The following is a 14,462-nucleotide window of genomic DNA, read 5'->3' as shown; positions in this document are numbered from 1 at the left end:
TCAGACCCCCGTCTCGGGCAGCACCGACCAGGACGCCGGGTCCAGGTTCGCCCCGCACACCACGACGCCCACCCGGTCCCCGGTGCCGGCGACGTGCGCGCCGGACAGCAGGGCGGCCAGCGCCGTCGCCCCGCCGGGTTCGGCCAGGACCCGCAGCTCCTCCCAGAGCAGCCGCTGGGCCTCCCGGATCGCCTCGTCGGGCACCAGCACGGCCTCGTCGACGTACCGGTCGGCGACCTCGGCCGCGATGGCGCCCAGCCGGCGGGCGCCCAGGGCGTCGGCGGCCAGCCCGCCCACCTCGACGTCCACCGGGTGCCCGGCCGCCCGCGCGGTGTGCAGCGTCGGCGCCCGTTCCGGCTCGACCCCGACCACGCGCAGGCTGTCGGTGTACCAGCTGGCGCAGCCGGCGATCAGCCCGCCGCCGCCGACGGCGATGAGCACCGTGTCCAGGTCGGGTGCCTGCTCGCTGAGCTCGGCGGCGACCGTGCCCTGCCCGGCGACCACCTCGGGCTGGTCGTAGGCGTGCACCCGCAGCGCCCCGGTACGCGACTCCTCCTCGACGCTGGCCCGGTACGCCTCGGCGTAGTCGCTGCCGACCGCCACCACGTCGGCGCCGTACCGCCGGATCCGCGTCAGCTTCGCCTCCGGTGCGGCGGCGGGGACGAAGATCGTCGCCCGGTGCCCGAGCCGCTGGGCGGCGTACGCAACGGCGGCGCCGTGGTTGCCGCCGGAGGCGGCGATCACCCCGGTGGCCGGGACGTCGGCGGACAGCAGCGTGTTGAAAGCCCCGCGCGCCTTGAACGACCCGGAGTGCTGGAGCTGCTCGAGCTTGACGACGACGTCGTGCGGCAGCCCCAGCCCGGAGCCGGCCAGGACGACGACCGGTGTCCGCCGGACGAAGGGCGCGATCCGGGCGGCTGCCTGCCGGACGTCTGACCGGGTGATCGTCACGCAGCATCCTCCTCCGGCCGTCCGGGAGCGGCGGCTCCCGCACGCTATCCCCCGCGACCGGCTGCCACGACCGGGCGGGACACGACCGGGCGGGGACGGCAGCGGGGCCGGACACCAGCTGGTGTCCGGCCCCGCAGGTGGTGCGGCGGGAGGTCAGGCCGCCACGTCGGTGCTCCGGTTGCCGCTGGCGCCCTGCCCGCGGTCGTGCCCCTTGCTCTTGCCCTTCTCCTTGCCCTTGGCCTTGGCCTTGCCCGGGTGGTCGTCGGTCCGGTCCAGCGGGGTCGGGTCCTGGGCCAGCGAGAGCGTGGCGAAGGCGATCGCCTGGCTGTTGATGCCCAGTGCGGTCAGGTCGACGTTGCTGAGGTCGTCGGCGGGGGAGTGGTAGTTCGGGTCGTGCGGGATCCCGGCGGTGCCGCCGAAGAGCGCGACCTCCTCGGGGGTCTTGATGTCGTCGGCGCCGGTGAACAGCCCGGTGGCCGGGATGCCGTACTCGATGAAGCCCTGGTAGTCCGACCGGCCGGAGAACTCGGTGTCGACCCATGGCTGCTCAGTGCGGTCGAAGTACCCGGTGAAGACCTGCTCCAGCGAGGCCGACCCCTCCGGCACCGCGACCGGTGCGGTGTAGGTCGACTCGTCGGCGTCGTACACCCCGATGATGTGGTTCGGGGACCCGATCATGTCGAAGTTGAGGTACCCGGCGATCTGCCCGCGCTCGGCCTCGGTCAGTGACTCGACGTACTCCCAGGAGCCGATCAGCCCGGACTCCTCCGCACCCCACCAGGCGAAGCGCACCGCGTTCTGGGTCGGCTTGAGCTCGGCGAGCTCGAGCGCGGTCTGCAGGATGCCGGCCGAGCCGGTGGCGTTGTCGTTGATGCCGGGGCCGTCGGGGACCGAGTCCAGGTGGGCGCCGAGCATGATCACGTTCTCGGTGTCGCCGTAGGGGGTCTGGGCGATGAGGTTGGAGGTGGCGGTCTCGGTGACCTCGACCTGGATGTCGAGGGTGACCGGCGTCCCCACCTGGCCGAGCAGCGCCTGCCCGGCCGCCTGGGTGAGCCCGCCGGCCGGGGCGCCGGGGACGGGCTCGCCCAGAGTGCCGTTCAGCGGTTCGTCGGGGACGTTGTTGTAGACGAGGACCCCGATCGCACCGGCCGCCGAGGCCAGCTGCTGCTTGGTCGTGAAGGAGCAGGAGCCGCGGGAGACGAGGACGACGGTGCCGGCCACCGTCCCCGGGTAGTCGGCGGCCTCGCAGCCCGGCGTCGCGTCGTCGGCGGCCAGCGCCGAGAGCGCCCCGGTGACCGTGCCCGACGGCGAGTACTCCATGGCGATGACGTCGACCGGGGCACCGGCCAGGGTGAGCGCCTGGGCCGTCGTGGACGAGGCCACGAAGTCGAAGTACTGCCGCTCCACCTGGTAGCCGGCCTCCTCCAGCAGCTGCTGCACGTAGTCGGCCGAGGCGTCGTACCCGGGCGTGCCACTGGCCCGGTTGCCGCCGTGGGTGTCGGCGATCTCCTGGAAGGCGGCGAGGTGCGCGGCGACCTCCTCGGTGGAGACCCGCTGGGCGAAGCCGTTGGGATGCGGGTTGCCCCCGGCGCTGGCCGGTGCAGCCAGCAGCACCGAGCCGGCGAAGGTGGCGGCGGCGGTGCCCAGGGTGAGGGCGGATCTGCGGGTGCGGCGCGACATGGACGTCCTTCCGGGAAGCGGCCGCACGTCCCGTGCGGCGGCCGGTGACGGCAACCTAGGCACGGTCGCGCGTCCGCGTCGAGAGGCTGTCGGTGGTCCCGAGTCGGTCCCGGTCCGGATGTCGGTGCGGCGCCGACGGCGAACCTGCTGGTGACGACGGCGGGTCCGGACAGATCGCCAGATCTGGGACGGACGAACACACGGCGTGGCGACACACCGCAGGGCGTGGGGGCGTCGCCTGGCTGCCCGGCCGCTGTGAACCCGGTCCCAGCTCCCTGGGAGGGGCCCGCATCGGCCAGACGGTGTGGCACTGTTCGGCGCTGACCTGGCCGGCGCCGCTGCCGGCCCACCACGGACGGCTCCACGGCGTCCCACCCCGGAACAGACGAGGCACGCACCAGATGAGCACCGACAGCACCACCCCGGCCGCCCCCACGCGGGAGGTCCCGACCCAGCCCGGCGCCACGCCGGTCGTGCCCACGGACGACGGCGCCGTCGAGCAGGAGCAGGAGCCGGGCTTCGTCAGCCGGCACACCACCTCGCTGATCACCGTGCTGGTCGCGGTCATCGTCGCGGCCCTCGCGATCGGTGGCCTGTCCTGGTACCACCAGCAGGCCGACGACGCGAACGCCGACACCGAGGCCGCCTTCGTCGCGGTCGTCGGCGGCCAGGGCGCCACCGTCGAGACCGTGGAGTGCGACGGCGACACCTGTGCGGCCGTCATCGGTGGCCAGGCCTACACCGTGCTGGTCCAGGAGGACGGGGGCGGCGGGCAGCACTTCGGTGTCGCCGCCTACACCGGCGACTGAGAGCGGGTCGGCGTCCGGGTCCCGCGCTCGGGCTGAGGCCCGTGGGACGGACGGGGCGCACCGCCTGGTGCGTCGGCGGTGCGGAGCCCGGTCCGGGCTCCGCACCGACCTACGGTGACCCGACCGCCCGCCGGGTGGCCGCACCACCCTCCCGACGCTGGAGCACCCGCCGTGGCCCCTCGCCGTTCCTCCGCCGACGCCGGCCGGGCGACCCGACGCCGGCCCCGCGCGGCAGTACTGCTGGTGGGCGTGGCCCTGGCCGGCGTGGCCGCCTGTGGCGGCTCGACGGGGACGACGGCCGTCGCAGAGAGCACCACGGCGACGCCCCCGCCCCCTCCGCCGCCCCCACCGGTGCTCTGGCCCCTGACCGGGCTGGAGAGCGGACCGGTCGACCCCCGTCCCGCGCTCGCCGTGAAGGTCGAGAACTCCGTCGCGGCCCGGCCGCAGACCGGCCTGGGCGCCGCCGACCTGGTGTGGGAACAGGTCGTCGAGGGTGGCATCACCCGCTACGTCGCGGTCTACCACTCGACCCTGCCGGCCGGGATCGGGCCGATCCGGTCCGTGCGTCCGATGGACGCGGCGATCGCCGCCCCGCTGCACGGTCTGTTCGCCTTCTCCGGTGGCCTGGCCGGCTACGTCGACGCGGTGGCCGACGCCGGGTTGCAGGTGCTCAGCAACGACGCCGGCGCCGGCGGCTTCTCCCGCACGACCGATCGCCCGGCCCCGCACAACGTGCACGCCGACCCGCTGCTCTTCCTCGCCCAGGCCGACCCCGGCCACCAGGCGGCGCCGCCTCCCCAGTTCGACCTGGCCGCCACGGCCGACCAGGCCACCGCGGTGACCGCGGGCACGCCGGCGACGAACCTGGCGCTGACCCTCTCCGGGGTCAGCCACCCGCAGTGGACCTGGAGCTCGCCCGACGCCCGGTGGCTGCGGTCCGAGGGGAGCGCTCCCGCCGTCGGGGCCGACGGGGCCCGGCTGGGCGCCACCAACGTCGTCGTGCTCCGGGTGGACGTCCGGGCGACTGCGGCCCGCGACCCGGCCGGGAACGCGGTCCCGGAGACCGTGCTGGTCGCCGAGGGGGAGGCCCTGGTCGCCACCGGCGGGAAGACCGTGGCCGCCACCTGGGTCAAGAGCGGCGTCGGTGAGCGCGTGGTGCTGCGTGGAGCCGACGGCAACGCGGTCCGGCTGGCTCCGGGGAACACCTGGGTGGAGCTGGTGCCGAACTCCGGCGGGGCGGTGGCCGTCAGCTGAACGCCGGCCGCCCCGCACCCGGGAGACCGGGGCGGGGCGGGGCGGTCAGCTGTCGCTGCGGGACAGCACCGGGCGGTCCTTGGCCCACTGCAGGAAGCGCGCGGCCTGCTGCAGGTCGGGGAGGTCGTTGCCGACCAGCGAGCGCAGCAGGTCGTTGCTCCAGACCGCCAGTCGGCCACTTGTCCAGGCCGTCTTCTCCACCGGCGGGAGGTCGAGCTCGAACACCATCTTGGCCAGCTCCTTCTTGCCACCGCTGGCGGCGGTGTACCGCACCACGGGCAGGAAGCGCTCGGGCTGGACGACGCAGAGCACCTTCGTCAGCAGCGCCTCCTTGAACGACGGGAAGCCCAGGCCCTTCTTGCTGCCGTCGATCAGCTGGGTCATCCGGTCCTCGAGCCGCAGGCTCTCCGGCCCGTACAGCAGGTGCTCGATCGTCGCGCGCACCTGGGTGGCCGCCTTGTCCGGACCGGCGGTCTTCCACGCCCGGTTGAAGCCGGACACGTTGCCCGGGTCGGCCACGGTCGTGGAGTTGGCGAAGTGCAGCAGCTGCTCCGGCGTCGCCGACGGCAGGTTCTCGCGGGTGAAGAGCGCGGCGTACCGCTCGCGGTAGGGCTCGACGTCCGGGTCCGGCTCGGGCCGGTCCATGGCGAACTCCGACTGCAGCAGCATCACCCGCTCCCGCACGTCGGGACGGACGTCGGCCGGGGTCGGGAAGGCCGCCTGCAGCGACTCGACGGACTGGACGGCGGGCCGGGCCGGGTCGCGGCGGGTCTCCCCACGCAGCCACTCGGCGCCGCAGTCCTCACAGTGGATCAGCAGCCGGCCGTCCGGCTGCGGCTTGCCCGAGATCTCCTCGGAATTGCAGGTGGGGCAGGTGATCAGTGCCAAGGGAGCCCCGTTCGTCGGCGGCGAGTCAGCGAGCGCGTCGTCGTCAGTCAGGGTCCAGCGTCCCACGTCGGGCCGGGAGCATGTCACCTCCGGCCCTGTTTCCTGGACCGGTGGGTGCCGGCAGGACGCGCCGGGCAGGCAGGGCAGGGCGGCGGTGTGTCCCGGGACGCGGGACAATCGGCCCCGATGTCGATCACCCGGGGCGGGGACCAGCTCCCCCTTCCCCTTCCGTTCTCCCGCCGCCAGCAGGCCGAGCGCATCGCCCGGCACACCGGATCCGTGGCCTCCCGCGTCGTCGGGCTGCTGCTGCGCTGGGCGCTCCGGCTGGTCCTGCCGCTGGCCTGCGCCGCCGCGGCGCTGCGTGCGTTCCCGTACCAGGCCACCGTGCAGGGCGTGCCGTTCGAGGTGCGGGGCACGCTGCTCAGCCGGCCGGGGCTCAGCGCCGACACCACGCTGGGCAGCTGGGAGTTCCCCGAGGTCAGCGGGGTGCCCTTCGGCGTGCACATCAGCCCGGTCGACGTCGACGTCCTGCAGCTCACCCGGCTGGCCGGTGGGGACCTGCCCGGCTTCGTGGAGCGGATGCAGGCCGACTTCGCCGCCCAGCTGCCGCGGATCGCCACCTGGCTGATCGCCGAGCTGGTGCTGGGCATCCTCGCCGGCCTGCTGATCGCCGCGGCGATCAACATGTCGGTGCGCTACCTGCGGGGCCGGCCGCGCCGCTCCGACGAGCTGCGGCACCGGGCGCTGCAGGCCGCGGGTGCCGCCGCCGTCACGGTGGCCGTCGCCGGGTACGGGGTGCTCAGCTACAACCCGAACTGGGTCCGTGACTCTCAGCTGACCGGCACGCTCGCCGCGGCGCAGCTGTTCCCCAGCGAGCTGAACGCCTACTACAGCCAGTCGAACAAGGCGCTGGACGTGCTCGGCTCGGTGGTCGGCATCCAGGCGGCCCTGCAGGCGCAGATCGACGACGCCCAGACGCCGGAGACGGCGCTGCAGATCATGACGATCTCCGACATGCACCTGTCGGCGAACTACCCGCTCGTGGCGCGGTACGCGGAGAACTACGACGTCGACCTGATCATCAACGCCGGCGACGAGAGCGCGTTCGGCACCCGCCAGGAGCTGACGCCGGCCTACCTGGAGGGGATCACCGCCCTCACCTCCGTGGCCCCGATGCTCTGGGTGGCCGGCAACCACGACTCCCCGGCCACCGTGGAGGTCATGCGCACCATCCCGGGGGTCACGGTGCTGGGCGACAAGGTCGCCACCGAGGACGGCTACGAGGTGACCGCCGGCCTCGTCGACGCCTACGGGCTCACCGTCGCCGGCCTGTCGGACCCGCGGGTCTACGGCGGCCCCGGCCGGTACGGCGCTGACGCCTCCGACGTGGTCGAGCCGCTGCAGCGCGAGGCGGTCCGGGAGGCCCTCGGGGTGCGGGAGGACGAGGAGATCCCGGCGGACGAGGAGATCGTCGCCGCCGACGGCGACGAGGCCGCCGGCGACGACGGGGTCCTCTGGGAGGCAGACGGTGCCCCCGCCGGAGGTGCCGCGGACGCCGGGGAGGGCGGTGCCCTGGTCGGTGACGGGGCGGCCGTGCCGGACGGCGTCGTCGCCGCGGCGGGGGAGTCCGCGGAGGACCTGGAGACCATCGACGTCTTCACCGTCCACGAGCCGGTCGCCGCCGAGGAGCTGCACGAGGTGCTGCCCGGCCGGATCCGGCAGACGATCTCCGGGCACGTCCACCAGCAGAACGACAGCAGCGAGATCCAGGACGAGGACGGGGCCATCGACCTCGTCGAGGGCACGACGGGCGCGGGTGGTCTGGACAACATCGTGCGCGGCAGCGGCCGCCCGCCGATCGAGTTCAGCATCGTGTCGGTCGGGACCGACTGCCAGTTCACCCGGGTCATCCGCTTCTCGATCGAGTCGACGCAGCCCGTGCTGGTCGCTCCGCCCGAGGCGGACTCCCCACAGGACTTCGGCAACGACGTCACCTCCTCGACGGTCTACTTCCGCCCGCAGGACATCGAGCCCGACCGCAGCTGCGGCACCGAGCTCGGGATCAGCGACGAGCGCCCCTGGCCGCTGCCGGAGTGACCCTCCGCTGAGGCGCGCCCGCCCCGGCGGTCCCCCGGAAGGGTGGACTCCGGTGCCCTGAGCCGTCCCGGGCACCGTCCGGGCTCCCCGCGACCGGCCACGCCACTGATCATGATCGGTGCCGTACCGGTCCCGGTGCGGCCGGGACAGGAGGTGGTCGGTCGGTGTCCGCAGGCACCCTGCAGCGTGTCCAGGTGCGCGGCGAGCCCGCACCCACCCGGCGGTCCTGGCCCCGGCGGCTGGCGCGCCGCCTCGGTGCGCTGGCCGCGGTGCTGGTGGTCCTCGGCGTGGCCGTGGTCGGCGTCGGCTGGGCGCGCACGCCGTCGGTCGACGACGCTGCGGCCCGCGTCGCGGCGCACCTGGCCGAGAACGGCGCGCCCGCGTTGCAGGTGGAACCCGCACCGGCCTTCGTGCAGGCCCTGCTCGCCACCGAGGACGCCGGCTTCGCCAGCCACCCCGGGGTGAGCCCGACCGGTGCCGTCCGCGCGTTCTGGGGGCTGCTCTCCGGCACCGACCAGGGTGGGTCGACGCTGGTGCAGCAACTGGCCAAGAACGTGTACCTGGACGGCGAGAACGGCCCGGTGCAGAAGGCCGAGGCAGTCCTCCTCGCACTCGAGCTGGACGCCACGTACAGCAAGGACGAACTGCTGCGGATGTACCTCGACAACGGGTACTACGGGCACGGCTTCGTCGGGCTGCCCGAGGCCACCGAGGGCTACTTCGGGGTGCCGCCCGACCAGCTGAGCTGGGCGCAGGCGACGCTGCTCGCCGGCCTGTTCCAGGCGCCCACCGCCTACGACCCGCTGGTGCACCCCGACCGCGCCGCCCAGCGGCAGGCCCACGTGCTGGACCGGCTGGTCGACGAGGGCGCGCTCAGCCGCGACCAGGCCGACGAGGTCGCCGCCGACGACTGGGGTCTGGTCAGCAGCTGACGGGTCCTTCTTCAGTCGCCCTTGACGTTGACGACCTGCCGCAGCGTGTGCCGGACCTCCACCAGGTCGGCCGCGTCGGCCATGACCTGGTCGATCGGCTTGTAGGCGTCCGGGTGTTCGTCCAGGAACGCGTCGGAGTGCCCCCAGGCGATCCCGGTCATCCGCTGCTCCAGGTCCGCCCGGCTGAACAGCCGGCGGGCGGCGGTTCGCGAGTGGTTGCGACCCGCGCCGTGCGGGGCCGACATCAGCGCGGCCGGGTTGCCCAGCCCGGAGACGACGTAGGACGCCGTCCCCATCGAGCCGGGGATCAGCCCGGCCTGCCCCTTCCGGGCGCTGATCGCGCCCTTGCGGGACAGCCACACGTCACGCCCGTCGTGGTGCTCGCGCTCGGTGTAGTTGTGGTGACAGTTCACCGTCTCCAGCCGCTGGACGTCGTCGCCGAGGAACCGGCCCAGCTGGTCGGCGAGCCGGTCCATCATCTCCTCACGGTTGAGGAAGGCGAACCGCTGCGCCCAGCGCAGGGCCTCGAGGTAGGCGTCGAACTCCGGCGTCCCCTCCTCCAGGTACGCCAGGTCGCGGTCGGCCAGCTCGATGCCGAGTGCGCGGCACCGTTCCTGGGCCCGGCGGATGTGCACCGAGGCGAGCTTGTTGCCGACGCCGCGTGAGCCGGAGTGCAGGAACAGCCAGACCCGGTCCTGCTCGTCCAGCGACACCTCGATGAAGTGGTTGCCCGAGCCGAGCGACCCCAGCTGCAGCGGCCACGTGCTGGCGGCGCCGTCGGCCTGGGCGACGCCGGGCAGCGCCCGGAGCTCCGCCACCCGTGGCTCGGCGGTGGGCCGCACCGCCTTGTTGTACCGACCGGCCGACAGCGGCACCGAGCGGGAGATCTGCCCGTGCAGCACGGACAGGTCCCGGCCGGTCAGGTCGGCGGCGTCGAACTGGGTGCGCACGGCCATCATCCCGCAACCGATGTCGACCCCGACCGCTGCCGGGATGATGGCGCCGTCGGTCGGGATGACCGAGCCCACGGTCGCGCCCTTGCCGAGGTGGGCGTCCGGCATCAGGGCCAGGTACGGGTGGACGAACGGCATCGCCGCGGTCCGCTCGGCCTGTTCACGGGTGCTCGGCTCGAGGATGGACGCCCAGCTGAGCAGGCGTCCGCTGATGGTCTCCATGGTCCCTTCCGTCTCGTCGACCCCGGCAGGGATCGAGGTCGTGATCTCCGCCCCGGGTGGGGCCGGCTGGTGCCGCGCGGCCGGTGCAGTCAACGCCGCGACGGGGGTCGGCCGCACCCGGATTACCCGGCCCGGCGCATGGCACGCTGCTCGACGTGCCAGTCACGAGGAGCGCCGGGGTGCTGCTGTACCGGGTCGCCGGGGACGGCGGCGTCGAGGTGCTGCTCGGGCACATGGGCGGTCCGTTCTGGGCGAGGAAGGACGCCGGTGGGTGGTCGATCCCCAAGGGCGAGCACGGGCCGGGGGAGGAACCGCTGGACGTGGCCCGCCGGGAGTTCGCCGAGGAGCTGGGCTCGCCGGTGCCCGCGAGGCAGTTCCTCGACCTCGGTGAGCTGCGGGTGACCAGCGGCAAGCTGCTCACCGTCTTCGCCGGGGAGGGCGACCTGGATGCAGCGGCCTGCACCAGCAACACCTTCGACCTGGAGTGGCCGCCCCGGTCGGGCCGGGTCCAGCAGTTCCCCGAGATCGACCGGGCCGGGTGGTTCCCGGTCGCGGAGGCGCGGGCCAAGCTGGTCACCGGCCAGGTGTCGTTCCTGGACCGGCTGCTCGCGCGGCTGACCGTCCCGGGCTGACCCGGGTCCACCTGGGAGCGGAGGGTCTGGTCCTCCCCTGGGTGCAGGGGGGACGGCGAAGATCATCGCGCGGGCCGACGCGTGCCGGGGGCCCGCCACGGTCGACTGGGGGAGCACCGACCCCGGCCGAGGAGCACCCGATGTCCACACCGCACACCCCGACGTCCGCCCGTGGGCCGGCGTGGTGACGACGGCGTCCCGGCCGGGCCGGCTGCGCCCTGGGACACCGGGACCGCCTCCCCCGCAGAGGTCCCGGTGGCGCCGGGCGCTGCGCCGCGCCGGGCGGGCCGTGCTCGCGCTCGTCGTCGCGGGTCTGCTGTTCCTCGTCGCAGCCTGGCAGCTGACCCCCGACGTCGACGACGCCCGGGACCGGGTGGACGCCCGGCTGGCGGCCGCCGCTGCCCCGGCGTTGTCCGGCCCGCTCCCGGGGCGCTTGTCGGCGGCCGTGCTGGCCACCGAGGACAGCCACTTCCACGGCCACCCCGGCGTCGACCCGCGCGGTGTGGTGCGCGCGGCCCGGGGCGCGCTGACCGGCGTCGACCTGGGCGGGTCGACGCTGCACCAGCAGCTGGCCAAGAACCTCTACGAGAACGGGGCGAACGGGTTCACCGACCGCGTCTCCGCGGTGGTGCTGGCGCTCAAGCTGGACCGCGCCTGGAGCGAGGAGGAGGTGCTCCGGATGTACCTGGACGACGCGTACTTCGGGCACGGCTTCACCGGCGCCACGGCGGCGGCGCAGGGGTACTTCGGTGTGCCGCCCGGCGAGCTCGACTGGGCGCAGGCCGCGCTGCTGGCCGGCCTGCTGCAGGCGCCGAGCGCCTACGACCCGGTGCAGCACCCCGACCGGGCGGCCGCCCGGCAGGAGCACGTGCTGGACCGGCTGGTCGACGTCGGTGCGCTGACCCGCGCCCAGGCCGACGAGGTGGCCGCCGACCCCTGGGGACTGGTCGCCGGCTGACCGGCCGGTTTCCGGTGTCGAGCTCCCGGGCACCGCCGTCAGGAACGCACGCGACGACGGAGGGACATTCCATGCAGGTCGGCTACAAGCTCGCCACCGAGGCCTTCAGCCCCATGCAGATCGTCGAGCAGACGGTGGCAGCCGAGGAGGCCGGCTTCGACTTCGTCGAGCTCAGCGACCACTACCACCCGTGGCTGGAGGAGCAGGGCCACAGCGGGTTCACCTGGTCGATGCTCGGCAGCATGGCGGCGAAGACCGAGCGGATCGGCCTGGCCACCGGGGTGACCTGCCCGATCATCCGGTACCACCCGGCGGTCATCGCCCAGGCGGCGGCGACGGTGCAGCTCTTGTCGGGCAACCGGTTCACCCTGGGCATCGGGGCCGGGGAGCGGCTCAACGAGCACGTCGTCGGCGGCGGCTGGCCGGCGGTGCGGATCCGCCATCACATGCTGCGGGAGGCGCTGGAGATCATCAACCTGCTGTGGCAGGGCGGCTACCAGTCCTACGAGGGGACGTACCTCACGCTCGAGGACGCCCGCGTGTTCGACCTGCCCGACCAGCTGCCGGTGATCGCCGTCGCCAGCGGCGGTCCGGGGGCCTCCAAGCTCGCGGCCCAGTACGGCAGCGGGCTCTTCGCCACCGAGCCCAAGCCCGAGCTGGTCCAGGCCTACGCCGAGCACGGTGGCAGCGGGCCGAAGTACTGCGAGGTGCCGATGGCCTGGGCGCCGGACGAGGACGCCGCCGCGCAGGAGGCGCTGAAGACCAGCCGCTGGGCGCTGTCCGGCTGGAAGGTGATGAGCGAGCTGCCGAACCCGGTCAACTTCGACGCCGCCAGCAGCACGGTCACCGCCGAGGACATCAAGGGCCAGTTCTCCTGCGGCCCCGACCTCGACCGGCACGTGCAGCAGGCGCAGCCCTACGTCGACGCCGGCTTCGACCACATCGTCTTCCAGAACGCAGGTCCGGACCCCGACGGGTTCCTCGAGGTCTGCAAGAGCGAGCTCATCGATCGGGTGCGTTCGCTGACCCCGTCGTCCTGATCGCTGTGCGAGGTGCGCCGTGAGCCGGGAGGAGCGGTGGGAACGCCGTCTGGCGCTCCCGGTCCTGGTCGCGGCGCTGGCCTCGGTGCCGGCGATGTTCCTGACCTTCGCCGGCGGGCCGCTGGGCACCGCCGGCCGGTGGGTGGACATCGCCAGCGGTTTCGTGCTGGTCGGCGAGGCAGTGGTGCTGCTGGTGGTGGCCGAGGACAAGCGCGCCTGGATCCGCGGGCACGTGGGGTTGTTGGCGCTCAGCTTCGCCGTTTTGGTGGCGATCGTGCTCGCCGTCGGACCGGTCCAGCTGCTCCGGCTGGTCCGGGCGGTGGGCGCGCTCCGGGTGCTGCGGGCCGGCCGGATCGTGCGGGCCGCCCGGGAGCTCGCCGCCCGCCTGGGCTGGACGGGCCGGGCCTCCGGCGTCTTCGCGGCCGGCGCCGGCGTGTTGGCCGCGGTGTTCGTGGGGGTGGTGCTGGCTGACCCGACCTCGCGTTCCCGCTCGCTGCTCACCTGGGCGCTCGGGCCGGTCAGCCCACCGGTCGTCGTGGTCCTGTCGGTGATCGCCGGCGCGCTGCTGGGCGGGGCGACCTACCTGCTGGCCCGGGACAGCGGTCTGGGGGACGCGCCGGACGACGAGGACGAGGAGGAGGAGGAGGACGAGGACGGGGACTCTGACGCCCGGGACGCAGACGAGGGCCGGTCGGCGCCCAGCTGAACGAGACCGCCCGGGACCGGTTGAGCGCGCGCTGGGCGGGCAACGACAGAGGAACGCCTGTCGGACGAGAACAAGGAGAACACCATGGGACTGATGAGCAAGCTCACCAAGGGCGCTGTCGCCAAGAAGGCCATGACGGAGGCGAAGAAGCCGCAGAACCAGGCCAAGATCAAGAACGCCATCTCCTCGATGCGCGGCAAGAAGAGCGGCGGCACCGGCACCACCCGGCGCGGCTGACCCGGCGCATCCCCCCGTCGGAGCGGGGTCAGGGCCCGTACGGGTTCGGACCGACGTCACCGACGTTGCGGCTGATCGAGCTCAGCAGCTCGATCAGCCGCGCGCGGTCGGCCTGGCTCAGGTCCCCGACCGTGCGCCGCTCGAGTTCAGCCCAGATCTGCTCGACCCGCGGCCGCAGTGCCCGACCGCTCGCGATCAGCGACACGAGCACCACCCGCCGGTCGTCGGCTGACCGCGTGCGCCGGACGGAACCGGCCTCTTCCAGCCTGGACCAGGGCGACCTCGCCGCCGGCCGGGCGCTGGCGCCGGACCTGCACGACCTGCTCGGCTGGCTGCAGGCCACCGGCTGGGCGCCGGCCGGTGACCGGACGCGGCGGATCCCGCCGGTGATCGCGGGGTTCCTGCCACGTCGCGCCGCGTAGGGGACGAGGGGCGCGGTCGGCGGCCAGACTGCCGTCCGTGCCCCTCGACGACCTCGTCCCCGACAGCCCCGCCGCCGCCTCCGCGCTGCAGGTGGCCCGGCAGTTCCACTCGCCGGTGTTGCTGAACCACTGCCTGCGCGCCCACCTCTGGGCCGCCTCGTACGGCCGGGCACGGGGGATCGCCTTCGACGCCGAGCTGCTCTACGTCGCGGCGATGCTGCACGACATCGGGCTGGTGCCGGTGTTCGACAGCGCGACCGTGCCGTTCGAGGAGGCCGGCGGCGCGGTCGCCTGGGTCTTCGGCGCCGGCGCCGGGTGGGACGCCGACCGGTGCCGGCGCACCGCCGAGGTCATCGTCGCGCACATGGCCCCGGAGGTCGACGTCGCCGCCGACCCGGAGGGTCACCTGCTGGAGCTGGCCACCGGGCTGGACGTCTCCGGCCGCCGTCCCGACGACTGGCCGGCGGACGTCCGCGCGGAGGTGCTCGAGGCGTTCCCGCGGCTCGGGCTGGCCGAGGAGTTCCTCGGCTGCTTCACCGAGCAGGCGCGGCGCAAACCGTCGTCCCTGGCGGGCCAGTTCGTCGCCGGCGGCTTCGCCGACCGGGTCCGGGCCAACCCGCTGGACCGGCCGGCCGTCACCGGGCGTTGACCGGGGCGGCGGGGACGGGGCCCCGCCGCCCC

16 protein-coding genes are annotated in these 14,462 nt (G+C 74.1%); 11 read left to right on the top strand and 5 right to left on the bottom strand.

Translation table 11 applies throughout. The features are described 5' to 3' along the window. A complete protein-coding gene (locus O2W16_RS21150; protein ID WP_269160817.1) occupies positions 1–951 on the bottom strand; it encodes a threonine/serine dehydratase in 951 nt (316 codons plus the stop codon). A 153-nt stretch (positions 952–1,104) separates the two neighbouring features. Then, on the bottom strand, positions 1,105–2,631 hold the full coding sequence (locus O2W16_RS21145) for a M20/M25/M40 family metallo-hydrolase (RefSeq protein ID WP_269160816.1): 1,527 nt from the start codon (positions 2,629–2,631) through the stop codon (positions 1,105–1,107). A gap of 401 nt (positions 2,632–3,032) precedes the next feature. Between O2W16_RS21145 and O2W16_RS21140 the strand changes: the two genes are divergently transcribed. Together O2W16_RS21140 and O2W16_RS21135 are read left to right on the top strand one after the other, a co-directional pair. Then, a complete protein-coding gene (locus O2W16_RS21140) occupies positions 3,033–3,440 on the top strand; it encodes a hypothetical protein (protein WP_269160815.1) in 408 nt (135 codons plus the stop codon). 171 nt (positions 3,441–3,611) lie between these two features. Further along, complete coding sequence (locus O2W16_RS21135; protein ID WP_269160814.1) at positions 3,612–4,694, top strand: DUF3048 domain-containing protein; 1,083 nt, start codon at positions 3,612–3,614, stop codon at positions 4,692–4,694. A gap of 45 nt (positions 4,695–4,739) precedes the next feature. Here the strand turns inward: O2W16_RS21135 and O2W16_RS21130 are convergent, their stop codons facing one another. Beyond that, positions 4,740–5,582, bottom strand: coding sequence for a hypothetical protein (locus tag O2W16_RS21130; RefSeq protein ID WP_269160813.1), 843 nt, complete (start codon positions 5,580–5,582; stop codon positions 4,740–4,742). Between the two features lie 186 nt (positions 5,583–5,768). Here O2W16_RS21130 and O2W16_RS21125 point away from each other — a divergent pair, with 186 nt between their 5' ends. Continuing rightward, positions 5,769–7,679, top strand: a complete 1,911-nt coding sequence (locus O2W16_RS21125) for a metallophosphoesterase (protein ID WP_269160812.1) — start codon at positions 5,769–5,771, stop codon at positions 7,677–7,679. Between the two features lie 164 nt (positions 7,680–7,843). Continuing rightward, on the top strand, positions 7,844–8,611 hold the full coding sequence (locus tag O2W16_RS21120; RefSeq protein ID WP_269160811.1) for a biosynthetic peptidoglycan transglycosylase: 768 nt from the start codon (positions 7,844–7,846) through the stop codon (positions 8,609–8,611). Positions 8,612–8,622: 11 nt separating this feature from the next. Here the strand turns inward: O2W16_RS21120 and O2W16_RS21115 are convergent, their stop codons facing one another. Then, a complete protein-coding gene (locus O2W16_RS21115; RefSeq protein WP_269160810.1) occupies positions 8,623–9,786 on the bottom strand; it encodes an RtcB family protein in 1,164 nt (387 codons plus the stop codon). Between the two features lie 155 nt (positions 9,787–9,941). Here O2W16_RS21115 and O2W16_RS21110 point away from each other — a divergent pair, with 155 nt between their 5' ends. From O2W16_RS21110 to O2W16_RS21090, 5 genes are all read left to right on the top strand, one after another. Next, complete coding sequence (locus O2W16_RS21110) at positions 9,942–10,418, top strand: NUDIX domain-containing protein (protein ID WP_269160809.1); 477 nt, start codon at positions 9,942–9,944, stop codon at positions 10,416–10,418. Between the two features lie 289 nt (positions 10,419–10,707). Further along, a complete protein-coding gene (locus tag O2W16_RS21105; protein ID WP_269160808.1) occupies positions 10,708–11,376 on the top strand; it encodes a biosynthetic peptidoglycan transglycosylase in 669 nt (222 codons plus the stop codon). Positions 11,377–11,447: 71 nt separating this feature from the next. Further along, the gene (locus tag O2W16_RS21100; RefSeq protein WP_269160807.1) at positions 11,448–12,416 is read left to right on the top strand and encodes a TIGR03557 family F420-dependent LLM class oxidoreductase; all 969 of its coding nucleotides are present in this window, start codon (positions 11,448–11,450) and stop codon (positions 12,414–12,416) included. Positions 12,417–12,435: 19 nt separating this feature from the next. Beyond that, complete coding sequence (locus tag O2W16_RS21095) at positions 12,436–13,122, top strand: hypothetical protein (RefSeq protein WP_269160806.1); 687 nt, start codon at positions 12,436–12,438, stop codon at positions 13,120–13,122. Positions 13,123–13,215: 93 nt separating this feature from the next. Further along, positions 13,216–13,359 carry a hypothetical protein gene (locus tag O2W16_RS21090; protein WP_269160805.1) on the top strand — a complete coding sequence of 48 codons (144 nt, stop codon included), beginning with the start codon at positions 13,216–13,218 and terminating at the stop codon, positions 13,357–13,359. 28 nt (positions 13,360–13,387) lie between these two features. Here O2W16_RS21090 and O2W16_RS21085 read toward each other — a convergent pair whose 3' ends face one another. After that, positions 13,388–13,564: a hypothetical protein gene (locus O2W16_RS21085; protein ID WP_269160804.1), complete on the bottom strand. Its 177-nt coding sequence runs from the start codon at positions 13,562–13,564 to the stop codon at positions 13,388–13,390. A 31-nt stretch (positions 13,565–13,595) separates the two neighbouring features. Here O2W16_RS21085 and O2W16_RS21080 point away from each other — a divergent pair, with 31 nt between their 5' ends. Both O2W16_RS21080 and O2W16_RS21075 read left to right on the top strand, forming a co-directional pair. Next, positions 13,596–13,781, top strand: a complete 186-nt coding sequence (locus O2W16_RS21080) for a hypothetical protein (protein WP_269160803.1) — start codon at positions 13,596–13,598, stop codon at positions 13,779–13,781. A gap of 37 nt (positions 13,782–13,818) precedes the next feature. Beyond that, positions 13,819–14,430, top strand: coding sequence for an HD domain-containing protein (locus tag O2W16_RS21075; protein WP_269160802.1), 612 nt, complete (start codon positions 13,819–13,821; stop codon positions 14,428–14,430). The last annotated feature ends 32 nt before the right edge of the window (positions 14,431–14,462 follow it).

Origin of the sequence: Modestobacter sp. VKM Ac-2984 (assembly GCF_026967985.1) — a bacterium.
Taxonomy (GTDB): domain Bacteria; phylum Actinomycetota; class Actinomycetes; order Mycobacteriales; family Geodermatophilaceae; genus Modestobacter.
Note: the sequence above shows the minus strand (reverse complement) of the source record. Positions and strands in the feature narration are given on the sequence as shown.

What these genes read in the sequence shown, in the direction of transcription:
- O2W16_RS21145 (WP_269160816.1), bottom strand. Translation starts at nt 2,631, where the DNA reads ATGTCGCGCCGCACCCGCAGATCCGCCCTCACCCTGGGCACCGCCGCC.
- O2W16_RS21140 (WP_269160815.1), top strand. Translation starts at nt 3,033, where the DNA reads ATGAGCACCGACAGCACCACCCCGGCCGCCCCCACGCGGGAGGTCCCG.
- O2W16_RS21125 (WP_269160812.1), top strand. Translation starts at nt 5,769, where the DNA reads ATGTCGATCACCCGGGGCGGGGACCAGCTCCCCCTTCCCCTTCCGTTC.
- O2W16_RS21115 (WP_269160810.1), bottom strand. Translation starts at nt 9,786, where the DNA reads ATGGAGACCATCAGCGGACGCCTGCTCAGCTGGGCGTCCATCCTCGAG.
- O2W16_RS21100 (WP_269160807.1), top strand. Translation starts at nt 11,448, where the DNA reads ATGCAGGTCGGCTACAAGCTCGCCACCGAGGCCTTCAGCCCCATGCAG.
- O2W16_RS21090 (WP_269160805.1), top strand. Translation starts at nt 13,216, where the DNA reads ATGAGCAAGCTCACCAAGGGCGCTGTCGCCAAGAAGGCCATGACGGAG.